We start from the raw sequence: 24,055 nt of genomic DNA on the forward strand, positions 1-24,055 counted from the left end.
GACTCCCTCACCGGGCAGCTCGCCGAGCGGCTTTGGGGGGGGCCGGACGGGGGGGCCCAGCCCCCCCCACCCCCCCCCCCCCCCCACCCCCCCCCACCCCCCCCCCCCCCCCCCCCCCCCCCCTTTCCCCCCCCCCCCCCCGCGGCGTTGTGCGTCGCGCCCGTGACGGCCCTCAGAGCGTCTGGAGCGTCACCAGGGTGATGTCGCCGCTGTTCCCGCCCGCGCGTTCGATACGGACCCGCTGGCCCGGCCGCAGCAGCCGCAGACCGCCCGCGTCGAACGCCGCGGCGCCGAACTCCACCGGAGTCCCGTCGTCGAGCAGCACACTGCCGCTGCGGGTCTCGGACTCGAAGGTGTACGCGGTCGCCTGCATGTCCGTCAGCGTATCGGTCAGCGGCACGGCCGCGCCCCGCAGACCGGGTCGGGGGCCGGAGCGGGTACCGGGCCCCCGCCCGGGCCCGGAACGGAGCCGGTGACGGGGCCCGGAACCGGTACGCCCGGGGCCGGACACGGGCCGGCGTGACGCCGCGCCGTGTACGGGCCGAGCCCCAGGGCCGCGGCGGCCAGCAGATCCTCGCCCGTATCGACGTCCCGCCGTACGGAATCCACCCCGGCCAGGACAATTTCCACCGCTCCCGTGGACAAATGCCGGTGCCGTGAAGCGCCACCGAATGCCGGATTCAATTCCGATCCCGCCCGCGCGGCCAGCAATGTCGTACCGATTTCGGCGGCGTCGGCGAGAAATGCGCGCGGGAAATCCCCGGCGGCCGTGAGAACCCGCTCCAGCTCGGCCGGCCGCAGCGCCGGCAGATCGGCGTTGAGCGCCGCGACAGCGGCCCGCGGCCTGCCCGCCCTGACGGTCCGCGCGCCGTGCGCCAGCGCGGCGTTGAGCCCGGCCGCCGGGGTGTCGGGGACGGTGCGCGCGCCCAGCGCGGTCAGTTCGGCCGAGGCCAGCGGATCGTCCGTGACCACCACCACGTCTCGTACGACGGGGCAGGCCAGCGCGGCGGCGACGGTGTCCTGGGCGAACGCCAGCGCCAGCCGGGGCCGCAGCAGATCGCCCGTCGCACCGGCGAGCCTGCTCTTGGCCACGGCGAGCGGCTTGAGCGGAACGAGCAGGGACCAGGCGGCGATCGGGTCGGTGTTCGTGGCGAGCTCTCCGTCCTTGCGCGTTCGGCCCTCTATTGTGGCCCGATCGCGGTGTGCGGCGCGGTACAGGGCCCGCGACGCCCCGGGAATGGCGAACTGAGCCCGCAGGTCCGGTCCGCGGACCGAGGCGTACGGTGTTCTCGACAGTGCAGAGGCCCGGGGCGACACGTGACCCCCGGCAGCCAGGGCCGGCCCAAGCCAGGCCACGGAGAAAGGTGTCCGAGTGTCCCGCCCCAGAATCGGCTTCTGGTACCGCCTGGCAGCGGTCATCGCGAAACCGCCGTTGATCGTTCTGTTCAAGCGGGAGTGGCGGGGAATGGAGCACATTCCGGCCCAGGGCGGATTCCTCACCGCCGTCAACCACAACTCGGCTCTGGACCCTCTCTCCTACGGACACTTCCAGTACAACAGCGGCCGGGTGCCGCGACTGCTCGCCAAGGCCACCCTCTTCGACCTGCCTTTCGTCGGCATGATGCTCCGCGGCACCGGACAGATTCCCGTCTACCGCGAGAGCACCAACGCCCTGGACGCGTTCCGCGCCGCCGTGAACGCCATCGAGCGCGGGGAATGCGTCGCCTTCTACCCCGAAGGCACCCTCACCCGCGACCCGGACATGTGGCCGATGACCGGCAAGACCGGTGCCGCACGCGTCGCCCTCCTTACGAAGGCGCCCGTCATTCCCGTCGCCCAGTGGGGCGCCAATCTGGTGATACCGCCTTACGCGAAGGCGAACCAGATCAGACTCTTTCCGCGTCGGACCCTTCGGGTACAGGCGGGTCCGGCCGTCGACCTCTCCCGTTTCTACGGACAGGAACCGACGCCCGAACTCCTCCGCGAGGTCACCGAGGTCATCATGGCCGCCATCACCGAATTGCTCGCCGACGTACGCGGCGAACCGGCGCCCGGCGCACCGTACGACCACCGCAAGGTTCTGGAAGAGAAGCGGCGCAAGGCCGCGGAAGAGGGGTTGCAGTGACGCGCGTCGCGGTCTTCGGGACGGGATCGTGGGGAACGGCGTTCGCCGTGATTCTCGCCGACGCGGGATGCGAGGTGACTCTCTGGGCACGCCGCCGCGAGGTCGTCGACGCGGTCAACAACACCCGCACGAATCCGGGCTATCTGCCGGGTGTCGAGCTGCCCTCCTCGGTGCGGGCCACGACCGACCCGGCCGAGGCGGCCGGGGACGCCGAGTTCACCGTTCTCACGGTCCCCTCGCAGACGCTGCGCGCCAATCTCGCGAAGTGGGCCCCGGTGCTGCCTCCGGACACCGTCCTGGTCTCCCTGATGAAGGGCGTCGAACTGGGCACCACCAAGCGCATGAGCGAGGTGATCGGAGAGGTGGCCAAGGCGCCGGCCGACCGGGTCGCCGTCCTCACCGGTCCCAACCTGGCCGGCGAGATCGCCGCCAGGCAGCCCGCCGCCGCCGTCGTGGCGTGCACCGACGAGGCGGTCGCCACACGCCTCCAGGCGGCCTGCCACACGCCGTACTTCCGTCCGTACACGAACACCGACGTGGTCGGCTGCGAACTCGGCGGCGCCGTCAAGAACGTCATCGGGCTCGCCGTCGGCATCGCCGACGGCATGGGCCTCGGCGACAACACCAAGGCGTCGCTGATGACCCGCGGCCTCGCCGAGACCACCCGGCTGGGGCTGGCCATGGGCGCCGACCCGCACACCTTCTCCGGCCTCGCCGGAATGGGCGATCTGATCGCGACCTGTTCCTCGCCCCTCTCGCGCAACCACACCTTCGGTACCAACCTCGGGCGCGGCATGACGCTGGAGCAGACGATCGCGGCGAGCACGCAGACCGCGGAGGGCGTCAAGTCCTGCCAGTCCGTGCTGGATCTGGCCCGGCGCCACGATGTCGACATGCCGATCACCGAAACGGTCGTGAGCATCGTCCACGAGGGGAAGCCCCCGCTCGTGGCGGTGAAGGAGCTGATGGCGCGCAGCGCCAAGCCCGAACGACGCTGACTCCGCGGCGGTCGAGCAGGTAACCTCATCGCGATATGAGCAGCGAGAACCTCCCCCAGAGCCCTGAGCAGCAGCTCCGTAAGCCGCGTGTGGCGGTCGTCTTCGGCGGCCGGAGTTCCGAGCACGCCATCTCGGTGGTCACGGCCGGCGCCGTACTGCGCTCCATCGACCGTACGAAGTACGACGTGCTGCCCATCGGCATCACCACGGACGGCCGCTGGGCGCTGACCGCCGACGAACCCGACCGCATGGGCATCGCCGACCGGAGGCTGCCGAGCGTCGAGGACCTGGCCGAGTCCACGGAGGGCGACGTCGTCCTCTCCGTCGACCCCGGCAACCGCGAGGTCGTCTACAGCGAGCAGGGCTCCGTGCCCAAGGCGCTCGGCGAGGTCGACGTCGTCTTCCCGGTGCTGCACGGGCCGTACGGCGAGGACGGCACCCTCCAGGGCCTGTTGGAGCTCTCCGGGGTCCCGTACGTCGGCGCGGGCGTCCTGGCGTCGGCCGTCGGCCAGGACAAGGAGTACATGAAGCGGGTCTTCCTCTCGTACGGGCTGCCCGTCGGGCCGTACGAGGTGATCCGCCCGCGCGACTGGCAGCGCGACCCGTCCGCCGCCCGCGAGAGGATCGTGTCCTTCGCCGCCGAGCACGGCTGGCCGGTCTTCGTGAAGCCCGCACGCGCCGGTTCCTCCATGGGCATCACCAAGGTCGACTCCCTCGAAGGGCTGGAGGACGCGATCGAGGAGGCGCAGCGCCACGACCCGAAGATCCTGGTCGAGTCCCTGCTGCGCGGCCGGGAGATCGAGTGCGGGGTGCTGGAGTTCGAGGACGGGCCGCGCGCGAGCGTGCCCGCCGAGATCCCGCCCGTCACGTCGCACGAGTTCTACGACTTCGAGGCGAAGTACATCGACGCCGCCACCGGACTGGTGCCCGCGCCTCTTACGGAGGAGCAGACGGCCGAGGTCCAGCGGCTCGCGGTGGAGGCGTTCGACGCCGTGTCCTGCGAGGGACTGGTCCGCGCGGACTTCTTCCTCACGGAGGACGGCGGTTTCGTGATCAACGAGATCAACACCATGCCGGGCTTCACGCCGATCTCGATGTACCCGCGGATGTGGCAGGAGAGCGGCGTCGGCTACCCGGAGCTGATCGACCGGCTGATCCAGGCGGCGCTGCGCCGCCCGACCGGCCTGCGCTGAGGGCGCGGCGCGGGCGGTACGGGGCGGTAACGGAGCCGCGGCCGCCGGGGCTCGCGCTACAGGCTGGGCGGCACCGTGTCGGCGACCGGCGCCGCGAAGGCCGCGAGCGGACCGATGTCGTGCGTGAACCGCTCGTCCAGGGTGACCTCGACATACGTCCTGCGGTACGTCGTGGTGAACCGGGGCCCCGAATCCCGTTCCTCCAGCAGCCAGTTGACGCCGTCCACGTCCACGGCCTCCGCCTGGGGGTCGCTCATCCGCTCGGGGCGGGGGACGCCGCAGCGCAGTACGATCGCGGCGTCCCCCCACCCGGCGGTCAGTTCGGAACCCGGCTCCGGATCACTCCGGTCGTGCCCCGCGACGGTCTTCGGCAACTCCTCGGCCAGTGCGCGGCACAACGCCGCCTCCTCCGCCGGCGGGCTGGGAACCGGGACCTTTGCCGGGGCGTCCGCGGCGGAGCAGCCGACTGCCGCGGCGAGCACGAGGACGGCGGACAGGCGGGCGAGCCGGGGGCCGGATAGCCTGCGCATCGGAAAGGTCACCGGCCAAGCGTAGACGGGGGCTACAGGTGCACGACCGGGCAGGTCAGGGTGCGGGTGATGCCGTCCACTTGCTGGACCTTGGCGACCACCATGCGGCCGAGGTCGTCCACGGTGTCGGACTGGGCGCGCACGATCACGTCATAGGGACCGGTGACGTCCTCGGCCTGTATCACTCCAGGGATCTTCGCGATGGTCTCGGCGACGATCGTCGCCTTGCCCACCTCGGTCTGAATAAGGATGTACGCCTGTACCACGGAACCTCCAGGGCGGCCACGAGGATCTTGTGGGGGGAAGGGACGCCACGTTATCGCGTCACCCAGTGCCGCGGGGAGACCTCCGCGTACCGCGGCACCGGCGGCGTGACGTACCGGGCAGTGAAGTTGACGTACAGCTCGGCCGGCTCAGCCGGCCGCACGACGAGAGGTGGGACTCGGTGAAGGGCACCGTGGGCGAGTTGGGGGAGTTCGGACTCATCAGGGAGCTCACTTCCCGGCTCACCACCACCCCGGCGGTCCGGCTCGGGCCGGGCGACGACGCCGCGGTGGTGGCCGCACCCGACCGCAGGGTCGTGGCGAGTACGGACGTCCTCCTTGAGGGGCGGCACTTCCGCCGCGACTGGTCGACCGCCTACGACGTGGGCAGGAAGGCCGCCGCGCAGAACCTCGCCGACATCGCTGCGATGGGGGCGGTCCCGACCGCGCTGCTGCTCGGCCTGGTCGTCCCGGCCGAACTCCCGGTCACCTGGCCCACCGAGCTGATGGACGGCATCCGCGACGAGTGCCAGGTCGCGGGCGCCGCGGTGGTCGGCGGCGACGTCGTACGGGGCGAGACGATCACCCTCGCGATCACCGCGCTCGGCGATCTGCGCAACCACGAACCGGTGACGAGGTCGGGCGCGCAGCCGGGCGATGTCGTCGCCTACACCGGCTGGTTGGGCTGGTCCGCGGCCGGGCACGCGGTGCTGTCGCGCGGATTCCGGTCACCCCGTGCCTTCGTCGAGGCGCACCGGCGTCCGGAACCGCCGTACCACGCGGGGCCCGCGGCGGCGGGGCTCGGCGCCACGGCGATGACGGACGTGAGCGACGGCCTCGTGGCCGATCTCGGACACATCGCCGACGCGAGCAAGGTCCGTATCGATCTGCGGTCGGGGCTCATCGACATTCCTTCGCAGATGAGCGACATCGGGCAGGCGGTGGGTGTGGACCCGCTCCAGTGGGTCTTGACCGGGGGAGAGGACCACGCGATCGTCGCGGCGTTCCCACCGGACGCCAAGCTGCCCGCGAGGTGGAAGGTGATCGGCGAGGTCCTCAACCCGTCGGCGCTGCCGCAGGTGACGGTCGACGGGGCGCCGTGGACGAGCAAGGGCGGCTGGGACCACTTCGGGGGCACGGCGTGAGGCCGGGGCCGGCGGGCCAGTAGATTCGGGGGCATGGCCATATCCCCCGAGTCCGCCGCGTTCTCCGGGCCCGTCCGCGTACCCGCCCGTGTTCTCACCGTCGCCGGGTCCGACTCCGGTGGCGGTGCGGGAATCCAGGCGGACCTCAAGACCATGCTGGCCTTCGGCGTCCACGGCATGAGCGTGCTCACCGCCGTCACCGCGCAGAACTCCCGCGGCGTGCAGGGCGCTTGGGACCTGCCCGAGGAGGCGGTGAGGGCCCAGTACCACAGCGTCGTGGACGACATCGGCGTCCAGGCGGTGAAGACCGGCATGCTCTCGTCGGTGGCGCTGGTGGAGACCGTCGCGGAGCTCCTCGCCGGGACCGATGTCCCCGTGGTGGTCGATCCGGTCGGGGTCTCCAAGCACGGGGATCCGCTGCTGGCGGCCTCCGCCCTGGACTCCGTACGGAAGCGGCTGCTGCCGACCGCGACCGTCGCCACCCCCAACCTCGACGAGGTCGCGCAGCTGACCGGTGTGGAGGTGCGGGACGAGGCGGGGATGCCGCGCGCCGCCGCCGCCGTACTCGCCTTCGGGCCCCGCTGGGCGCTGATCAAGGGCGGGCATCTGCCGGGGGACGCCGTGGACCTGCTGACGGACGGCAACGAGGAACACTGGCTGCGCGCACCGCGCCACGACAACCGCCACACGCACGGGACCGGCTGCACGCTCGCCTCCGCGATCGCGGCGGGGCTGGCGACGGGGCAGGGGGTCCTGGACTCCGTCGTCGCCGCGAAGCGGTACGTGACGGGGGCGATCGCCGCCGGCTTCCCGCTGGGCGGCGGCATCGGCCCCGTGGACCACGCCTGGCGCTTCCGCTGAGCCTCCCGGCTTGTTGCCGGTCGCCCTGGCCCGGTGCCCAACTCCGCGAACACGGTGCGGCAGTTGGGCACGGAAGGGCGTGCGGTACGGGGCGCGGCACACGCCGTGCCGCGCGAGGCGGGAACGGCAGAGAGCCGGTCCACCGAGGTGGACCGGCTCCCAAGGCAACCGCAGGGGCTGCGCTACGACGAGAACGTCAGCGCGAGACCTTGCCGGCCTTGATGCACGATGTGCAGACGTTGAGCCGCTTCGGCGTCCGACCGACCACGGCACGCACGCGCTGGATGTTCGGGTTCCAGCGACGGGACGTACGGCGGTGCGAGTGCGAAATGTTGTTGCCGAAGCCCGGCCCCTTGCCGCAGACGTCGCAGTTGGCAGCCACGGGTCACTCCAAAGACTTCAGATGCACTTACGGTGAATTCCGGCGCCGCAGAATCATTGACCGATGTCGGCTGCGCCGGGGGAGGAGGCCCGACTCTCGACGGGCAACCGGAGGAGCATACAACGCCCGATCCGGTTGAACGAAACTACCATGTCCGGACCCGTCCCCGTCCCGGCCCCTCTCCCACCTGCCACGACGGCGCGGGCGGACTACCCTGCGGTGCAGTTCGCAGCCCCAGGCAGTCAAGGAGGACCCCCAGGTGCCGCAGACCCTCGACGCCGCAGCGGTACGTACCTGGTGCTCGCTGGCGCTGGACGCCCTGGGCCGGGACCGCGAGGAGATCGACGCGATCAACGTCTATCCGGTCGCCGACGGGGACACCGGAACCAATCTCTATCTGACGGTGGAGTCCGCCGTGCGGGCCGTCGAGGCCGTCTTCGACGCGCACGCCACGGGGTCCTCCGTACCGGATCTGCCCGACGCCGTACGCGCCATGGCGCACGGGGCGCTGATCGGGGCGCGGGGAAACTCGGGCACCATCCTGGCCCAACTGCTGCGGGGCGTGGCCGAGGTGCTGGGCGAGGACGGGAGCAGTGCCGGGGCGGCGACCGGGGCCGGGGCGGAGGACGGCGGCGACCAGCTGGCCAGGGCGCTGCGCAGAGCGGCCCAGCTGGCGCGCGAGGCCGTCGCGCATCCGGTCGACGGGACGATCCTCACAGTGGCCGCCGCGGCGGCCGACGCCGCCGCGCGCACGGCGGGCGACGGGGCGGGCGGCACGGGCGGCGGCGGTGCGGCGTACGGCAGCGGCGCCGTCGCTCACGCCGCATACGCCGGGGCCCGCGTCGCGCTCGACGCGACACCGGGGCAGCTGGCCGTCCTCGGCCGCGCCGGAGTGGTCGACGCCGGCGGACGGGGCCTGCTCGCCGTCCTCGCCGCACTCGTGGAGGCCGTCACGGGCGACGCCCCGGCCCGCGTCGCGCCGGGCGCCCGCCCGCACCACCTGCCCGCCGTCGCGGAGTCCTGCGAGGCCGACGACGGCTCCCCGGGGCCCGCCTTCGAGGTCATCTACCTCCTGGAGACCGACGAGGCGGGCATCGACCGGCTCCGCCGCCGGCTCGACGCCCTGGGCGACTCGCTCGTCGTGGTCGGCGGCGACGGCCTGTGGAACGTCCACGTGCACGTCGACGACGCGGGCGCCGCCGTCGAGGCCGGGGTCGAGGCAGGACGCCCGTACCGCATCCGCATCACGCACTTCGCCGCCGCCGCCGCGCACCACCGGGAGCGCGCGCAGCGCGCCGTGGTCGCCGTGGTACCGGGCGAAGGTCTCGCCGGTCTGTGCGCCGGGGCCGGGGCCACGACGGTGCTCGCGCGCCCCGGGGAGCCGCCGGCCAGCGGCGAGCTGGTCGAGGCCATCCGGCGCGCCCACGCGCACGAGGTGGTGCTCCTGCCGAACGACTCGGAGCTGCGCCACACCGCCGCTGCCGCCGCCGAACAGGCCCGCGCCGAGGGCATCCGGGTCGCCCTCATCCCGACCAGGGCGGCCGTCCAGGGCATCGCCGCCCTCGCGGTGCACGAGCCGGACCGCCGTTTCGACGAGGACGTGGTCGCCATGACCTCGGCCGCCGGGGCCACCCGCTACGCCGAACTGGCCGTCGCGGAGCGGCAGTCCTGGACCATGGCCGGCATCTGCCAGGCCGGGGACCTGCTGGGGCTGATCGACGGCGACGTCGCGGTGATCGGCGCCGAACTCGCGGCCACCGCCGAGAGCGTCCTGGACCGGATGCTGTCGGCGGGCGGCGAACTGGTCACCCTCGTGCTCGGCGAGGACGTGCCCGACACCCTGGCCGAACGGCTGGAGCGATACGTACGGGACGGGCACCTGGCCGTGGACACGGTCGTCTACCGAGGAGGCCGCCAGTCGGTGCCGTTGCTGATCGGCGTCGAGTAGGACGCCCCACGAGGCCCCGGTACGTCCCCCCACCGCGTGGTGGCCACGGCTTGCACGGGGCGCGGTACCTGTGACGATGGTGGGTAGGCGCACCCCGACAGACGCGCGCACCGCCCGAGGTGAGAGGCCCACCGATGGACGACCTGACCGCACTCGCCCGCCATCAGCTCGACGACGCGCGCGCCAGCGCCCACGGCCGGAGCGCGCATCTCTTCCTGCACGACGGTCCACTGCGGCAGACGGTCATCGCGCTGACCTCCGGCTCGTCCCTCGACGAGCACAACGCGCCCCCGGCGGCCAGCCTCCAGGTGCTGCACGGCCGGGTACGGGTCACCAAGAAGTCCGGCGACCAGGACATGATCGCCGGGCAGGTGGGCCCCGTTCCGCACGAACGGCACGGCCTGGAGGCCCTGGAGGACTCCGCCGTCCTGCTCACCGCCGTCACCGAGGTCCGCGCGAAAACCCGCTGACCAGGCACTGCGCCGCCGCCGCGCCGGTCGCCCCCGCACCGCCCCGGTCCTCCGGTGCCCCTGACCCGCCCGCGACCTGGGGTTGTCCACCGGTGCGCGACGGATGTCAGTGATGTGGTGTGCAATGGATCGCGTGTCCGCGCTGGATGAATCCCTCAAGAAGACGCTCGGCCCCGCCACCGCGAAGGTGATGGCCGAGCAGCTCGATCTGCGCACGGTCGGTGACCTGCTGCACCACTACCCGAGGCGGTACGAGGAGCGGGGCCAGCTCACCCGCCTCGCCGACCTCCCGCTGGACGAGGACGTGACGGTCGTCGCCCAGGTCGCCGACTCACGCGTGCTGAAGTTCAACGGCGGCCGGGGCCAGCGGCTGGAGATCACCCTGACCGACGGCAGCGGCCGGCTCCAACTGGTCTTCTTCGGCCGGGGGATCCACAAGCCGCACAAGGAGCTGCTGCCCGGCAGCCGGGGCATGTTCGCGGGCAAGGTCTCCATGTTCAACCGGAAGCTCCAGCTCGCCCATCCCACGTACGTGCCGCTCGGCAGGGACGGCGGCGACGAGGCCGTGGACGCCTTCGCGGGCAAGCTGATCCCGATCTACCCGGCCTGCAAGGGGCTGGAGTCCTGGAAGATCACCAAGGCGGTCGACGCCGTGCTGCCGAGGGCCACCGAGGCCGTCGACCCACTGCCGCCGTCCCTGCGCGAGGGGCGGGGCTTCGTCCCCCTGCCCGAGGCGCTGCTGAAGGTCCACCGGCCCGACACCAAGGCCGATGTCGCGGCGGCCAGGGACCGGCTCAAGTGGGACGAGGCGTTCGTGCTCCAGGTCGCCCTCGCCCGACGGCGGCACGCGGACGCCCAACTCCCCGCGATGGCGCGGCGTCCGGTGGCCGGTGGCCTGCTCGACGCCTTCGACGCCAAGCTGCCCTTCACCCTCACCGAGGGCCAGCTGAACGTCACACGCGAGATCTTCGGCGATCTGGCGACCGAGCATCCGATGCACCGCCTCCTTCAGGGAGAGGTCGGCTCCGGCAAGACGATGGTCGCGCTGCGCGCGATGCTCACGGTGGTGGACGCGGGCGGTCAGGCCGCCATGCTCGCGCCGACCGAGGTGCTCGCCCAGCAGCACCACCGCTCGATCACCGAGATGATGGGGGAGCTGGCCGAGGGAGGCATGCTCGGCGGCGCCGAGGCCGCCACCAAGGTGGTGCTGCTCACCGGCTCCATGGGAGCCGCGGCGCGGCGGCACGCACTGCTCGACCTGGTCACCGGCGAGGCCGGCATCGTGATCGGCACGCACGCGCTGATCGAGGACAAGGTGCGGTTCCACGACCTGGGGCTGGTCGTCGTGGACGAGCAGCACCGCTTCGGTGTGGAGCAGCGCGACGCCCTTCGTTCCAAGGGCAAGCAGCCGCCGCATCTGCTGGTCATGACGGCGACGCCCATTCCCCGCACGGTCGCCATGACCGTCTTCGGTGACCTGGAGACGTCCGTCCTCGACCAGCTCCCCGCCGGGCGCTCCCCGATCGCCACCCATGTCGTACCGGCCCAGGACAAGCCGCACTTCCTGGCGCGCGCCTGGGAACGGGTGCGCGAGGAGGTCGGCAAGGGGCATCAGGCGTACGTCGTCTGCCCCCGTATCGGCGACGGCGAGGACGAGCCCAAGAAGAAGGCCGCGGCGAAGACGGCCGAGGCCGAGGGGGAGAAACGCCCCCCGCTGGCCGTGCTGGAGATCGCCGGGCAGCTCGCCGCCGGACCGCTGTCGGGCCTCCGCGTCGAGGTGCTGCACGGCCGTATGCAGCCCGACGACAAGGACGACGTGATGCGCCGCTTCGCCGCGGGCGACGTGGACGTCCTGGTCGCCACCACCGTCATCGAGGTCGGAGTCAACGTCCCCAACGCCACAGCGATGGTGATCATGGACGCGGACCGGTTCGGCGTCTCGCAGCTCCACCAGCTGCGCGGCCGGGTGGGCCGTGGCTCCGCCCCGGGTCTGTGCCTGCTGGTCTCGGAGATGCCGGAGGCCAGCCCCGCACGGGCCCGGCTCGGCGCGGTCGCCTCGACCCTGGACGGTTTCGAGCTCTCCCGGATCGACCTCGAACAGCGCCGCGAGGGCGACGTCCTCGGCCAGGCCCAGTCCGGGGTCCGCTCCTCGCTGCGGATGCTCGCGGTCATCGAGGACGAGGAGGTCATCGCGGCGGCCAGGGAGGAGGCCGTCGCCGTCGTCGCCGCCGACCCGGAGCTCGACACCCTCCCCGAGCTGCGTACGGCACTGGACGCGCTGCTGGACTCGGAGCGGGAGCGGTACCTGGACAAGGGCTGAACGGCTCCCACAGGCCCGCTCAGCGGCCCTGCGCGGGGCTCCGGGGCCTCCGGGGCTCCCTCCCCGGCGGGCCGTACCGGGAGCGACGCCATATCGTGGGTGACGGCGCGCGTACCGCCCACCGGCGGTCCGCGCGCACCGAGCCGTCCCGCCATCCGCGCACCCCACGAACCGAGGACCCGACACCCATGACCCGCGTGATCGCCGGCGCCGCCGGCGGGCGCCGTCTCGCCGTCCCCCCGGGCAACGGAACCCGCCCCACCTCCGACCGGGCGCGCGAAGGTCTCTTCTCCACCTGGGAGGCGCTGCTCGGGACGCTCGAAGGGCTGCGCGTCGCCGATCTGTACGCCGGCTCCGGCGCCGTCGGCCTGGAAGCCCTCTCGCGGGGCGCCGCGCACACCCTCCTTGTGGAGGCGGACGGCAGGGCGGTCCGTACCGTCCGGGACAACGTCCGCGCCCTCGGGCTGCCGGGTGCCGACGTCCGTACGGGCAAAGCCGAACAGATCGTGACAGGACCGCCCCCCGGAGCCCCGTACGACGTCGTCTTCCTCGACCCGCCGTACGCCGTCACCGACGACGATCTTCGCGAGATCCTGCTCACACTCCGTTCGGGGGGCTGGCTCAACGACGAAGCCGTCGCCACCGTGGAGCGCAGCACCAGAGGTGGGGAGTTCACCTGGCCGAGGGGCTTCGAACCGTTGCGGGCGCGCCGCTACGGCGAGGGAACCCTTTGGTACGGTCGCGCCGCCGCACCCGAAGACGCCCGATGACCGGACCGGAGAGCGAGGGAATTCAGTTGCGCCGCGCCGTCTGTCCGGGGTCCTTCGACCCCATCACCAATGGTCACCTCGACATCATTGGCCGTGCCTCCAAGCTGTACGACGTCGTCCACGTCGCCGTGATGATCAACCAGTCCAAGAAGGGGCTGTTCACGGTCGACGAGCGGATCGATCTGATCCGGCGTGTCACCGCCGAGTTCGGCAACGTCGAGGTGGAGTCCTTCCACGGCCTCCTCGTCGACTTCTGCAAACAGCGCGACATCCCGGCCATCGTCAAGGGCCTGCGGGCGGTCAGCGACTTCGACTACGAGTTGCAGATGGCCCAGATGAACAACGGCCTGTCCGGCGTCGAGACCCTCTTCGTGCCGACCAACCCCATCTACAGCTTCCTCTCATCCTCGCTGGTCAAAGAGGTCGCGACCTGGGGCGGAGACGTCTCCCACCTGCTGCCTCCGCTGGTGCACGAGGCGCTGACCGAGCGCCTCGGGAAGCGCTGACGGACGGGGCGCGGCACGGGGCGGCGGACCGGCCCCGTAACTGACGGTCCGTCACCTGGTGTCGGCGGTGCACCGACTGGCCGTACAGTCGTTGCGTCCGTCTCCAACCCGGCTGTAGAGAGTGGCGAGCACACGGTGGACGTGCAGAAGAAGCTCGACGAGATCGTCGACGCGGTGGGGAACGCCCGTTCCATGCCCATGTCGGCCTCCTGCGTGGTCAACCGCGGCGAACTGCTCTCGCTGCTCGAAGAGGTACGGGAGGCCCTGCCCGGCTCGCTCGCCCAGGCGCAGGAGCTCCTCGGCGGCCACGAGCAGCTCTCCGAGCAGGCCCGCCAGGAGGCGGAGCGCATCGTCGCCGCGGCCCACACGGAGCGGTCCACGCTGATCTCCGAGACGGTGATCGCCCGCACCGCCCAGGAGGAGGCGGACCGCATCCTCGCCGAGGCCCGCAGGGACGCCGACGAGATCCGCGCCGAGGCCGACGACTACGTGGACTCCAAGCTCGCGAACTTCGAGGTCGTGCTCAACAAGACCATCGGCTCCGTCGACCGTGGCCGCGAGAAGCTGCTCGGCCGCGGGCCCGGCCTGGACGAGGAGGGCTACGCCGACGAGGACGCCCCCGAGTACAGCGCCGACCCCGGCACCCTGATCCGTCGCGCGGACGAGTACGTGGACGCCAAGCTCGGCGCCTTCGAGGCCGTCCTCTCCAAGACCCTGGACGCGGTCGGCCGCGGCCGGCAGAAGCTGCACGGCCGGGTCGCCACTGACGACCTGGGCCTGCACATGGCGGAGCAGGACGCGGCGGGGCGGCAGGGGCACATGAGCGACGCGGACTACCTGTCCGGCCTCGCCGGACTGTCGGGGGAGCGGCCGCCCGAGGGAGCCGGGCCGCCCCCGCACCCGCCGATGGAGCCGCAGTCCCCGCCGCGGCCCCCCGAGCAGCCGGTCCAGATCCCGGTCCCGGCGCAGGCGCAGGCCCCGCAGCAGTACGCCGACCCCGCCGCGCAGGGGTACGCGGACGCCTCCTACGGCGGTTACCAGCAGCAGGACGCCTACGCCTACCAGCAGCAGGACCCGTACGCGTACCAGCAGTCCCAGCAGCCGGCCTACGACCCGGCCGGCTACGACCCGAACTACAGCCAGGGCTACGGGCAGAACTACGACCAGGCGGCGCAGGGCTGGCAGCAGCACCCCGACACCCACGGTGGGCAGCAGCCGCACCAGCAGCAGGCGCAGGACCCGCAGGGCGCGCTCGACGAGACCAGCCTGTTCGATACCAGCATGATCGACATCGAACAGCTGCGCCGGTACGAGCAGGGACGCTGAGCCCCGCGATCCACGCCGTGCGGTCCCCGGCCGCCCCGTAAGGGCGGATTGGGCCAACGGCGGCCGGTCAAGTATCCTGGTTCTTCGGTCGCGTGATGTCCGCGATCCGGCCGCCGCCCGCCTCGTACGCGACATGGCGGCCCACTCCACGACTCGAAAGTTGGAACAGCCCTGAACGCCCGCCTCGACCACCGCGACCCCCTCGTGTTCGACACACACGAGCTGGGCCGCCGTCCTGGTGCGCTCAAGCGGCTGACCCGCTCCGCGGCGGCGCCCAAGGACTTCGGCATCGACGGAGTCATCGGAGTGCCGGAGGGCGCACCGGTGGAGCTCGGGATCCGCCTCGAATCGGTCATGGAGGGTGTGCTCGTGACGGGCACCGCCCGTGCGACCGCCGAGGGGGAGTGCGTAAGGTGTCTGGAGCCGGTGCGCCAGGACGTGGCAGCGGACTTCCAGGAGATGTTCTCGTACCCTGACGCCGACGACCGGGGCCGCAGCAAGCAGGCGGAACCGGCCGACGACGCCGAGGACGACGAGGACAGGCTCTACATCGAGGACGGACTGTTCGACCTCGAGCCCGTGCTGCGCGATGCGGTGGTGCTCGCACTGCCGATGCAGCCGGTGTGCCGGGAGAGTTGCGCCGGTCTGTGTTCCGAATGCGGGATCAGGCTGGACGAGAACCCGGACCATCACCACGACGCCGTCGACATCCGGTGGGCGTCACTGCAAGGACTCGCCGAAACCATCAAGGACGGCGAGAAGGACAACATGGGCGGCGCCGACGACGGCGCCGACGAGAAGCAGGAGAAGTAGCCGTGGCTGTTCCGAAGCGGAAGATGTCGCGCAGCAACACGCGCCACCGCCGGTCGCAGTGGAAGGCTGCGGTCCCCACCCTGGTTTCGTGTGAGCGTTGCCAGGAGCCGAAGCTCCAGCACATCGCGTGCCCGAGCTGCGGCACCTACAACAAGCGCCAGGTCCTCGAGGTCTGAGCGGCTGGTGAGAGGCTCGATGTCTGAACTGTCCAGTGCCAAGAAGGCAGACAACGTCAGCACAGCCTCGTCCCACACGCTTCTGGAAGGGCGGCTCGGCTATCAGCTGGAGTCCGCCCTTCTGGTGCGTGCGCTGACCCATCGCTCGTTCGCGTACGAGAACGGCGGTCTGCCCACCAACGAGCGGCTCGAATTCCTCGGGGATTCGGTGCTCGGACTGGTGGTCACCGACACGCTGTACCGCATCCACCCCGACCTGCCCGAGGGCCAACTGGCCAAGCTGCGGGCCGCGGTGGTCAATTCGCGTGCGCTGGCACAAGTGGGGCGCGGCCTCGAACTCGGCTCCTTCATCCGGCTCGGCCGCGGTGAAGAGGGCACGGGAGGCCGGGACAAGGCGTCCATCCTCGCCGACACCCTTGAAGCGGTGATCGGCGCGGTCTATCTCGATCAGGGCCTCGACGCGGCGTCCGAGCTGGTGCACCGGCTCTTCGACCCGCTCATCGAGAAGTCCTCCAACCTCGGTGCCGGTCTGGACTGGAAGACCAGTCTCCAGGAGCTGACCGCGGCGGAGAGCCTCGGCGTACCCGAGTACCTCGTCACGGAGACCGGCCCGGATCACGAGAAGACCTTCACCGCTGCCGCCCGCGTCGGTGGTGTCTCGTACGGCACCGGCACCGGCCGCAGCAAGAAGGAAGCGGAACAGCAGGCGGCCGAGACCGCGTGGCGGTCCATCCGCGCGGACGCGGACGAACGGGCCGCCGCGGCGAAGGCGGCCGTCGAGGCCGAGACCGTGTCAGCGGCCAAACCCGTGGACGAGGCCGGGGCCGACGTTGAAGAGGCCGCCGACACCTCTTCGGTGGCGGTTCCGGAATCCGCCGACGTGGCCAAGTCCTGATCCCTTCCGTTCCGTTCCCTTCCGGTGCGCCCCTTGTGTCGTCACGGCACGAGGGGCGCAGCTCGTGACCGCGCCGCCGGCCGATCCGCTTTGCCCCCCAACTCCCGCCCCGTGTTCGCCCAGTTGACCTCCGAAGCCGCTGAAACCGCCGCCCCCTGAAGGAGCACCGTGCCCGAGCTGCCCGAGGTCGAAGTCGTACGGCGCGGACTCGAACGCTGGGTCGCGGGGCGGACGGTGGCCGAGACACAGGTGCTGCACCCGCGCGCCGTACGGCGCCACCTGGCCGGCGGCGAGGACTTCGCCGCCCGCCTCAAGGGGCACCGGTTCGGCGTCGCCCGGCGCCGCGGCAAGTACCTCTGGCTGCCGCTCGCCGACACCGACGCATCGATCCTCGGGCACCTCGGCATGAGCGGCCAGCTCCTCGTACAGCCGGAAGCCGCGCCGGACGAGAAGCACCTGCGGATCCGGATCCGCTTCGACGACGATCTCGGCACCGAACTCCGCTTCGTCGACCAGCGCACCTTCGGCGGGCTCTCGCTGCACGAGAACACCCCCGACGGGCTGCCCGACGTCATCGCCCACATCGCGCGCGACCCGCTGGACCCGGCATTCGACGACGCCGCCTTCCACACGGCGCTGCGTCTGCGCCGTACGACGGTCAAGCGCGCGCTGCTCGACCAGTCCCTCATCAGCGGCGTCGGCAACATCTACGCGGACGAGGCGCTGTGGCGCTCCAAGCTCCACTACGACCGGCCGACGGACTCACTGCCCCGCACCCGCTCGGTCGAACTGCTCGGCCACGTGCGCGACGTGATGAACGCGGCGCTGGCGGTCGGCGGCACCAGCTTCGACAGCCTCTACGTCAATGTGAACGGCGAGTCCGGCTACTTCGACCGGTCGCTGGACGCGTACGGCCGCGAGGGCGAGCCGTGCCGCCGCTGCGGCACCCCCATCCGGCGGCGCCCCTGGATGAACAGGTCGAGCTACTTCTGCCCCCGCTGCCAACGCCCGCCCCGTCCCGCCCCGTAACGGGGCCCGTGTCCGCCCCGCCCCGCCATGACACGGACGAGGCCCGCGACACGGAACTGTCGCGGGCCTCGTCCGGTGGCACGGGTCGGAGCACGGCGGGTGGGCGGACGTGGACGCCGCGACGGCTCAAAAGCCGAAGTCCTGCGTCCACCACGGGCCGCCCGACGCGAAGTGCGCGCCGATGCCTATGGTCCTGTAGTCGCAGTTCAGGATGTTCTCGCGGTGGCCCTCGCTCGCCATCCAGGACGCCATCACCGCCTGGGCGTCAGCCTGGCCCCGGGCGATGTTCTCACCGCCCAGATTGGTGATTCCCGCCTGGTCGGCGCGGTCCCAGGGGGTGTCGCCGTCCGGGTCGGTGTGGCCGAAGAAGCCGCGGTCCGCCATGTCCTTGCTGAAGGCCTCGGCGAGATCGTCCAGGGCCTTGTCGGCGCGCAGCGGCTGACAGCCGGCCTTCGCCCGCTCCTCGTTGACCAGCGCGAGGACCTCCGCCTCGGCGTTGGCCGGGGCGGATACGGAGGGGCGGGGCGTCTGCGGCGGCGGTGTGGCCCGGTCGGTGGTCTTCGCGGGCGCCGGCGCGCTGCTGGACGGGCTGTCGCCCGTCTCCTGGCCCCGGCTCCGGGTGGGATCGCTCTCCGGCGTCTTCGCGGGCTTCGACGCGCTCGGGGACGCGGACGGCTTCTCCGGCGTCGACCGCTCGGACTTCGGCGGCGTACCCGGCCGGTCGTCGCCACGGCTCGGTGACGCCGCCGCCCCGTCGGTGGGCTCGGCGGTCGAGCCACCCTGCTGCTGGAGCTCGGGCGCGCCCGCGGTGCGCACCTGCTCGCCCGGGAGATTGCCACCGCCGACGGTGTACTGCTCCCCGCCGGGCAGCAGCCCGGATGCCACGGCTACGGCTCCCATGGCCATCGCGGCGGAGGCACCGAGCAGCCCGGTGCGTACGGGGCCGCCGATACCCTTCTTCCGGCCCCGGCCCCGCCCGCGGTGCCGACCCGCCGCACCGGCCGCGTGGTCCTCAGCGGCGGGTGCGCCGGCCGAGCGACTATGGCGTCCCATCTGCTGCGCCTTCCTCGATGTGCCCAGATGCTCGCGCGATTGCTCTCGCGCCGCTCATGACGTCAATGTGCTTCACCCATTCGAGTGAGGCTCATTTCGACGGGACTGTACGCCAAGCGGGGTGGGGGCGATGTGCTCACGCGGGTATTGGCCCATTAGCTTGCACCTATGAACGAAGACGTGCGGATCACCGCATGGGTACGCGGTCGCGTACAGGGAGTCGGCTTCCGCTGGTTCACCAGGGAAAACGCACTGGGGATCGGAGGCCTCACGGGCTTCGCCCTGAATCTGGACGACGGTCGGGTACAGGTCGTCGCGGAGGGATCACGTGAGAATTGCCACCGTTTGCTCGACTGGCTTCGTTCGGACGACACGCCCGGTCGTGTCGACGGAGTCACTGAGATTTGGGGCACACCGCGCCGAGGATACGAGACCTTCGCCATCCGGTGATCGCGACCGGCGCCGCGGTGTTCCGAAGCGGCTCGTACGATCCCGATCATTCCTGTTCGATCTTGAATGGGCCGAGGTGTGCGGGGACGCGCCCGAGCCGGACCGCGTCCGGCCTGCCCGTATGCCGCCGGCAAGCCCTTCCGGCAGGAATTGACCAATGGTTGCCAAGGAGCGCGTTCCCGTGCCAAGCTGCCGCGTTAACGATGATCTCCACGCCCTCCGGGGCCGCAGGAGAGGCGCCGCCGCACCGCACGCGGACGTACGCCCCTGGGCCGCCCGGCGATGACGGGCTGTGATCGTGTTGACCGTCAAACTTTTTGGTGAGACTCTGGAAGCCCCGCGCACCTTGGCTGTTTGGCAGTAAGAATCACAGTGCGGAACCTCTGCCAGGCAGTGCGGGTGCGGAAATCCCTCACGACCCACACCGCTTCGGTCGGTCACTCAGTGTGGAGGCCCATCCATCATGGCAAAGGCGCTTCTCGGTTACGTCGGCGGTTCTGACCCGCGACTCCTCGCCGAGATGCGACGGCTTCAGCAGCGCGTCCAGGACCTCGAATCCGAGCTCGTACGGATCCAGTCCGAGAATGACGCGCTGAGCGCTGCCGCCGCACAGCACCATGGCGATTCGCCGTTCGACGGCATCGACCTCGACGTACCCCAGGCGGAGCCGGCGCTCACCTGACAGCAGCCCCCGTCGGGGTCAGGTGAGAAACACTCTCGCGAGAACATGCAAGGGACGCTTCGGCGTCCCTTCTGTCTTTCCCCCCACCGTCAATCCGGTACTTCTCACGTCTGATGTGCCCTCCTCATTCAGCGGTGAAACCGCCGTCGGGCGAAGTGGGGAAGGTAGAGTCCGGCGGCGTGCACCTCAAGGCCATGACCCTGCGCGGGTTCAAATCCTTCGCCTCCGCCACGACGCTGAGGTTCGAACCCGGCATCACGTGCGTCGTGGGACCCAACGGCTCGGGCAAGTCCAACGTCGTGGACGCCCTTTCCTGGGTCATGGGCGAGCAGGGGGCCAAGTCACTGCGCGGCGGCAAGATGGAGGACGTGATCTTCGCCGGCACGACGGGCCGGCCGCCGCTCGGACGCGCCGAAGTCTCCCTCACCATCGACAATTCCGACGGTGCGCTGCCCATCGACTACGCCGAGGTCACCATTACGCGGATCATGTTCCGCAACGGCGGCAGCGAATACCAACTCAACGGGGACACGTGCCGGCTGCTCGACATCCAGGAACTGCTTTCCGACTCCGGTATCGGCCGCGAGATGCACGTCATCGTCGGTCAAGGACAACTCGATTCCGTCCTGCACGCCGATCCGATGGGGCGCAGGGCGTTCATCGAAGAGGCCGCGGGCGTTCTGAAGCACCGTAAGCGCAAGGAGAAGGCGCTGCGGAAACTCGACGCGATGCAGGCCAACCTCGCGCGAGTCCAGGACCTGACCGACGAACTGCGGCGACAGCTCAAGCCGTTGGGGCGGCAGGCCGCGGTGGCACGCCGCGCCGCCGTCATCCAGGCGGACCTGCGCGACGCGCGGCTGCGGCTGCTCGCCGACGACCTCGTGAAGCTGCGTGACGCCCTCCGTACAGAGGTCGCCGACGAGGCGGCGCTCAAGCAGCGCAAGGAGGAGGCCGAGCTCCGGCTGAGGAACGCGCTGGCGCGCGAGGCCGAGCTGGAGGACGAGGTACGGCGCCTGGCACCCAGACTCCAGCGCGCCCAGCAGACCTGGTACGAACTCTCCCAGCTCGCCGAGCGGGTACGGGGCACCGTCTCGCTGGCCGACGCCCGGGTCAAGAGCGCCACCGCCGCGCCCGAGGACGAACGGCGCGGGCGGGACCCCGAGGACATGGAGCGCGAGGCCGCCCGCGTCCGGGAGCAGGAGGCGGAGCTGGAGGCCGCGCTCGAAGCGGCCGAGCGCGCGCTGGAGGACACCGTGGCGCACCGCTCCGACCTCGAACGCGAGCTCGCGGCGGAGGAACGCCGCCTGAAGGACGTGGCGCGGGCGATCGCCGACCGGCGCGAAGGACTTGCCCGGCTGAACGGGCAGGTGAACGCCGCCCGCGGCCGCGCCGCGTCGGCGCAGGCCGAGATCGGCCGGCTGGCCGAGGCCCGTGACGGGGCGCGGCAGCGCGCCGTCACCGCCCAGGAGGAGTACGAACAGCTCAAGGCCGAGGTCGACGGTCTGGAGGCCGACGACCACGAGCTGGGCGAGCGGCACGACGAGGCCAAACGGGCGCTGCGCGACGCGGAGAGCGCCCTGACGGCGGCGCGCGAGGCCGCCACCGCGGCCGAACGCGATCGCGCGGCGCTCTCCGCCCGGCACGACGCGCTCGCCCTCGGGCTGCGCCGCAAGGACGGCAGCGGCGCGCTCCTGGGCGCGCGGGACCGGCTCTCCGGCCTGCTGGGTCCCGCCGCCGAACTGCTCACCGTCACGCCTGGCTTCGAGGTCCCGGTGGCGGCGGCGCTCGGCGCGGCGGCCGACGCGATCGCGGTGACCGACGCGACGACCGCGGCCGAGGCGATCCGCCTCCTCCGTAAAGAGGACGCGGGTCGGGCCTCCCTGCTGCTCGGCGCCGGAACTCCCGCGCCCGAGCCCGGTGTGCCGGGGCAGGCGACGCCGCCCGGCGGATCGGAGGACGGTGCTCGGTCCCGGGAGGGCGGATCCGGTACGGCGCCCGGCGTGCCCGGTCAGGTTGCCGCCGGCGCGGGGGATGCCGCGGACGCAGCACCGAGCACCACCGGCGCGGCGTACACGGGGCCGGTGCCGCACCGGGACGGCGGCGTCCCGGCCGCCTCCGGCGCCGCGCCCGGCCGGACGGACGGGGCGCGCGCGGTCCCCGCCCTCGCGGACGGCCGTGACGCCCACGGCGCCACCCCCACCCGCCCCGTGCAGGTCACGGCCACCGATCCGGCCGTACCCCGTGTGGTCGACCTCGTACGGGGCCCCGACGCGCTCCTGGGCGCCGTACGGCGCCTCGTCCAGGACATGGTCGTCGTCGGCACCCTGGAGGACGCCGAGGAACTGGTCGCCGCGCGCCCCGGACTGACCGCCGTGACGGCGGAGGGCGACCTCCTCGGCGCGCACTTCGCGCACGGCGGCTCCGCCGGGGCGCCCAGCCTCCTCGAAGTGCAGGCATCCGTCGACGAGGCCGCCGCCGAGCTGGCCGAACTCACCGTACGGTGCGGCGAACTGGCCGAGGAGCAGCGCCGGGCGACCGGTCGGCGTGGCGAATGCGCCGCGCTCGTCGAGGAGTTGGGGGAGCGGCGGCGGGCCGCCGACCGTGAGAAGTCCGCAGTGTCCGGCCGGCTGGGCAGTCTCGCCGGCCAGGCCAGAGGCGCCGCAGGCGAGGCCGAGCGGACCTCGGCGGCCGCCGCCAAGGCCCAGGACGCGCTGGACCGGGCCACGGAGGAGGCCGAGGAACTGGCGGAGCGCCTGCTGGTCGCCGAGGAGGCGCCCGTCGAGGAGGAGCCCGACACCTCCGTACGCGACCGGCTCGCCGCCGACGGGGCCAACGCCCGGCAGACCGAGATGGAAGCGCGGCTCCAGGTCCGTACCCACGAGGAGCGCGTCAAGGGGCTGGCGGGCCGCGCGGACTCTCTCGACCGTGGTGCCCGGGCCGAGCGCGAGGCGCGGGCCCGCGCGGAGCGCCGGCGGGCCAGACTGCGCCACGAGGCCGCCGTCGCCGGGGCCGTCGCCTCCGGCGCCAGACAACTGCTGGCGCACGTGGAGGTGTCGGTCGTACGCGCCGACGAGGAACGCACGGCGGCCGAGGCGGCGAAGGCGGGGCGCGAACAGGAACTGGTCGCGGAGCGGAACCAGGGGCGCGATCTCAAGAACGAACTCGACAAGCTCACCGACTCGGTGCACCGGGGCGAGGTCCTGGGCGCCGAGAAGCGGATGAGGATCGAGCAGCTGGAGGTGAAGGCGCTGGAGGAGCTGGGCGTCGAGCCCGCGGGCCTCATCGCCGAGTACGGCCCGGACCAGCTCGTACCGCCGTCCCTGCCCGCCGAGGGCGAGGAACTGCCGGAGGACCCCGAGGACCCGCGCAACCAGCCCCGGCCCTACGTACGGGGCGAGCAGGAGAAGCGGCTCCGGTCGGCCGAACGGGCGTACCAGCAACTCGGGAAGGTGAATCCGCTCGCCCTGGAGGAGTTCGCGGCGCTGGAGGAGCGGCACAAGTTCCTCTCCGAGCAGCTCGAAGACCTCAAGAAGACGCGCGCCGACCTGCTCCAGGTCGTCAAGGAGGTCGACGAACGGGTCGAGCAGGTCTTCACGGAGGCGTACCGCGACACGGCCCTTCAGTTCGAGGGCGTCTTCTCGCGGCTCTTCCCCGGGGGCGAGGGACGCCTCGTCCTCACGGATCCCGACAACATGCTCACCAGCGGCGTGGACGTCGAGGCCCGCCCGCCGGGCAAGAAGGTCAAGCGCCTGTCCCTGCTGTCCGGTGGCGAGCGGTCGCTGACCGCCGTGGCGCTGCTCGTCTCGATCTTCAAGGCGCGGCCGAGCCCGTTCTACGTGATGGACGAGGTCGAGGCCGCGCTGGACGACACCAATCTCCAGCGGCTGATCCGGATCATGCAGGAACTCCAGGAGAGCTCCCAGCTGATCGTGATCACGCACCAGAAGCGCACGATGGAGGTCGCCGACGCGCTGTACGGCGTGTCCATGCAGGGCGACGGCGTGTCCAAGGTGATCAGCCAGCGCCTCCACTGAAGGCGTGCCCGGACGAGCACCCGCACCTCCGCTGTGCGTCCACCCCCGGGTGGTGGGCCGCGCGGAGCTGTGCCCCACTGGAGGGG

At 71.9% G+C, this 24,055-nt stretch carries 24 protein-coding genes; 18 read left to right on the forward strand and 6 right to left on the reverse strand.

Features of this window, described 5'->3' with window-relative positions:
- Positions 1-172: 172 nt before the first annotated feature.
- Both ACZ61E_RS15965 and cofC read right to left on the reverse strand, forming a co-directional pair.
- Complete coding sequence (locus ACZ61E_RS15965; protein ID WP_469700228.1) at positions 173-373, reverse strand: hypothetical protein; 201 nt, start codon at positions 371-373, stop codon at positions 173-175.
- Between the two features lie 17 nt (positions 374-390).
- Complete coding sequence (cofC, locus tag ACZ61E_RS15970; protein WP_469700364.1) at positions 391-1,185, reverse strand: 2-phospho-L-lactate guanylyltransferase; 795 nt, start codon at positions 1,183-1,185, stop codon at positions 391-393.
- Positions 1,186-1,372: 187 nt separating this feature from the next.
- On the opposite strand from cofC, the gene ACZ61E_RS15975 reads away from it, so the two are divergent.
- Genes ACZ61E_RS15975 through ACZ61E_RS15985 form a run of 3 tightly spaced genes read left to right on the forward strand, consistent with a single transcriptional unit; the run spans position 1,373 to position 4,316 of the window.
- Positions 1,373-2,125, forward strand: a complete 753-nt coding sequence (locus ACZ61E_RS15975; protein WP_469700229.1) for a lysophospholipid acyltransferase family protein — start codon at positions 1,373-1,375, stop codon at positions 2,123-2,125.
- A complete protein-coding gene (locus tag ACZ61E_RS15980) occupies positions 2,122-3,123 on the forward strand; it encodes an NAD(P)H-dependent glycerol-3-phosphate dehydrogenase (protein ID WP_469700230.1) in 1,002 nt (333 codons plus the stop codon). The genes ACZ61E_RS15975 and ACZ61E_RS15980 overlap by 4 nt, the downstream gene beginning before the upstream one ends.
- A 35-nt stretch (positions 3,124-3,158) precedes the next feature.
- The gene (locus ACZ61E_RS15985; protein ID WP_469700231.1) at positions 3,159-4,316 is read left to right on the forward strand and encodes a D-alanine--D-alanine ligase family protein; all 1,158 of its coding nucleotides are present in this window, start codon (positions 3,159-3,161) and stop codon (positions 4,314-4,316) included.
- Between the two features lie 56 nt (positions 4,317-4,372).
- Here ACZ61E_RS15985 and ACZ61E_RS15990 read toward each other — a convergent pair whose 3' ends face one another.
- On the reverse strand, positions 4,373-4,846 hold the full coding sequence (locus ACZ61E_RS15990) for a DUF3515 domain-containing protein (RefSeq protein ID WP_469700365.1): 474 nt from the start codon (positions 4,844-4,846) through the stop codon (positions 4,373-4,375).
- 32 nt (positions 4,847-4,878) lie between these two features.
- Positions 4,879-5,112, reverse strand: a complete 234-nt coding sequence (locus ACZ61E_RS15995) for an Lrp/AsnC ligand binding domain-containing protein (protein WP_078074875.1) — start codon at positions 5,110-5,112, stop codon at positions 4,879-4,881.
- Positions 5,113-5,291: 179 nt separating this feature from the next.
- On the opposite strand from ACZ61E_RS15995, the gene ACZ61E_RS16000 reads away from it, so the two are divergent.
- The gene (locus ACZ61E_RS16000) at positions 5,292-6,254 is read left to right on the forward strand and encodes a thiamine-phosphate kinase (protein ID WP_469700232.1); all 963 of its coding nucleotides are present in this window, start codon (positions 5,292-5,294) and stop codon (positions 6,252-6,254) included.
- Between the two features lie 33 nt (positions 6,255-6,287).
- Complete coding sequence (thiD, locus tag ACZ61E_RS16005) at positions 6,288-7,115, forward strand: bifunctional hydroxymethylpyrimidine kinase/phosphomethylpyrimidine kinase (protein WP_469700233.1); 828 nt, start codon at positions 6,288-6,290, stop codon at positions 7,113-7,115.
- A gap of 196 nt (positions 7,116-7,311) precedes the next feature.
- Here thiD and rpmB read toward each other — a convergent pair whose 3' ends face one another.
- The gene (rpmB, locus tag ACZ61E_RS16010; RefSeq protein ID WP_003957616.1) at positions 7,312-7,497 is read right to left on the reverse strand and encodes a 50S ribosomal protein L28; all 186 of its coding nucleotides are present in this window, start codon (positions 7,495-7,497) and stop codon (positions 7,312-7,314) included.
- A 259-nt stretch (positions 7,498-7,756) separates the two neighbouring features.
- Here rpmB and ACZ61E_RS16015 point away from each other — a divergent pair, with 259 nt between their 5' ends.
- The 10 genes from ACZ61E_RS16015 (at position 7,757) to mutM (ending at position 17,750) form a co-directional block, all read left to right on the forward strand.
- A complete protein-coding gene (locus tag ACZ61E_RS16015) occupies positions 7,757-9,445 on the forward strand; it encodes a DAK2 domain-containing protein (protein ID WP_469700234.1) in 1,689 nt (562 codons plus the stop codon).
- A 134-nt stretch (positions 9,446-9,579) separates the two neighbouring features.
- Positions 9,580-9,915 carry a cupin domain-containing protein gene (locus tag ACZ61E_RS16020; RefSeq protein ID WP_469700235.1) on the forward strand — a complete coding sequence of 112 codons (336 nt, stop codon included), beginning with the start codon at positions 9,580-9,582 and terminating at the stop codon, positions 9,913-9,915.
- 124 nt (positions 9,916-10,039) lie between these two features.
- A complete protein-coding gene (gene recG / locus ACZ61E_RS16025; protein ID WP_469700236.1) occupies positions 10,040-12,235 on the forward strand; it encodes an ATP-dependent DNA helicase RecG in 2,196 nt (731 codons plus the stop codon).
- A gap of 188 nt (positions 12,236-12,423) precedes the next feature.
- Entirely contained in the window at positions 12,424-13,005 is a 582-nt protein-coding gene (rsmD, locus tag ACZ61E_RS16030) for a 16S rRNA (guanine(966)-N(2))-methyltransferase RsmD (protein WP_469700237.1), read from the forward strand.
- 26 nt (positions 13,006-13,031) lie between these two features.
- Positions 13,032-13,511: a pantetheine-phosphate adenylyltransferase gene (coaD, locus tag ACZ61E_RS16035; RefSeq protein ID WP_381804264.1), complete on the forward strand. Its 480-nt coding sequence runs from the start codon at positions 13,032-13,034 to the stop codon at positions 13,509-13,511.
- A 135-nt stretch (positions 13,512-13,646) separates the two neighbouring features.
- Positions 13,647-14,837, forward strand: coding sequence for an ATP synthase F0 subunit B (locus tag ACZ61E_RS16040; protein WP_469700238.1), 1,191 nt, complete (start codon positions 13,647-13,649; stop codon positions 14,835-14,837).
- Positions 14,838-15,041: 204 nt separating this feature from the next.
- Positions 15,042-15,650: a YceD family protein gene (locus tag ACZ61E_RS16045; protein WP_469700239.1), complete on the forward strand. Its 609-nt coding sequence runs from the start codon at positions 15,042-15,044 to the stop codon at positions 15,648-15,650.
- 2 nt (positions 15,651-15,652) lie between these two features.
- Positions 15,653-15,826 carry a 50S ribosomal protein L32 gene (gene rpmF, locus ACZ61E_RS16050; protein ID WP_003965982.1) on the forward strand — a complete coding sequence of 58 codons (174 nt, stop codon included), beginning with the start codon at positions 15,653-15,655 and terminating at the stop codon, positions 15,824-15,826.
- Between the two features lie 19 nt (positions 15,827-15,845).
- Positions 15,846-16,721, forward strand: a complete 876-nt coding sequence (gene rnc / locus ACZ61E_RS16055; protein ID WP_469700240.1) for a ribonuclease III — start codon at positions 15,846-15,848, stop codon at positions 16,719-16,721.
- 168 nt (positions 16,722-16,889) lie between these two features.
- Complete coding sequence (mutM, locus tag ACZ61E_RS16060) at positions 16,890-17,750, forward strand: bifunctional DNA-formamidopyrimidine glycosylase/DNA-(apurinic or apyrimidinic site) lyase (protein WP_469700241.1); 861 nt, start codon at positions 16,890-16,892, stop codon at positions 17,748-17,750.
- 126 nt (positions 17,751-17,876) lie between these two features.
- Here the strand turns inward: mutM and ACZ61E_RS16065 are convergent, their stop codons facing one another.
- Positions 17,877-18,803, reverse strand: a complete 927-nt coding sequence (locus ACZ61E_RS16065; protein ID WP_469700242.1) for a CAP domain-containing protein — start codon at positions 18,801-18,803, stop codon at positions 17,877-17,879.
- Between the two features lie 168 nt (positions 18,804-18,971).
- On the opposite strand from ACZ61E_RS16065, the gene ACZ61E_RS16070 reads away from it, so the two are divergent.
- The 3 genes from ACZ61E_RS16070 to ACZ61E_RS16080 all read left to right on the forward strand — a co-directional run bounded on the left by ACZ61E_RS16070 (position 18,972) and on the right by ACZ61E_RS16080 (position 23,969).
- Positions 18,972-19,253, forward strand: a complete 282-nt coding sequence (locus ACZ61E_RS16070; RefSeq protein WP_469700243.1) for an acylphosphatase — start codon at positions 18,972-18,974, stop codon at positions 19,251-19,253.
- A gap of 463 nt (positions 19,254-19,716) precedes the next feature.
- A complete protein-coding gene (locus ACZ61E_RS16075) occupies positions 19,717-19,935 on the forward strand; it encodes a hypothetical protein (RefSeq protein ID WP_023538382.1) in 219 nt (72 codons plus the stop codon).
- A 179-nt stretch (positions 19,936-20,114) separates the two neighbouring features.
- Complete coding sequence (locus ACZ61E_RS16080; RefSeq protein ID WP_469700244.1) at positions 20,115-23,969, forward strand: AAA family ATPase; 3,855 nt, start codon at positions 20,115-20,117, stop codon at positions 23,967-23,969.
- Positions 23,970-24,055: the final 86 nt, after the last annotated feature.

The sequence above is a fragment of the Streptomyces sp. NPDC104581 genome, from assembly GCF_055583685.1.

Coding starts and splice junctions, on each gene's coding strand:
- ACZ61E_RS16075 (WP_023538382.1), top strand. CDS start 19,717: ATGGCAAAGGCGCTTCTCGGTTACGTCGGCGGTTCTGACCCGCGACTC.
- ACZ61E_RS16070 (WP_469700243.1), top strand. CDS start 18,972: ATGAACGAAGACGTGCGGATCACCGCATGGGTACGCGGTCGCGTACAG.
- thiD (WP_469700233.1), top strand. CDS start 6,288: ATGGCCATATCCCCCGAGTCCGCCGCGTTCTCCGGGCCCGTCCGCGTA.
- ACZ61E_RS16020 (WP_469700235.1), top strand. CDS start 9,580: ATGGACGACCTGACCGCACTCGCCCGCCATCAGCTCGACGACGCGCGC.
- ACZ61E_RS15985 (WP_469700231.1), top strand. CDS start 3,159: ATGAGCAGCGAGAACCTCCCCCAGAGCCCTGAGCAGCAGCTCCGTAAG.
- ACZ61E_RS15990 (WP_469700365.1), bottom strand. CDS start 4,846: ATGCGCAGGCTATCCGGCCCCCGGCTCGCCCGCCTGTCCGCCGTCCTC.
- ACZ61E_RS15965 (WP_469700228.1), bottom strand. CDS start 373: ATGCAGGCGACCGCGTACACCTTCGAGTCCGAGACCCGCAGCGGCAGT.
- ACZ61E_RS16065 (WP_469700242.1), bottom strand. CDS start 18,803: ATGGGACGCCATAGTCGCTCGGCCGGCGCACCCGCCGCTGAGGACCAC.
- rnc (WP_469700240.1), top strand. CDS start 15,846: ATGTCTGAACTGTCCAGTGCCAAGAAGGCAGACAACGTCAGCACAGCC.
- rsmD (WP_469700237.1), top strand. CDS start 12,424: ATGACCCGCGTGATCGCCGGCGCCGCCGGCGGGCGCCGTCTCGCCGTC.
- recG (WP_469700236.1), top strand. CDS start 10,040: ATGGATCGCGTGTCCGCGCTGGATGAATCCCTCAAGAAGACGCTCGGC.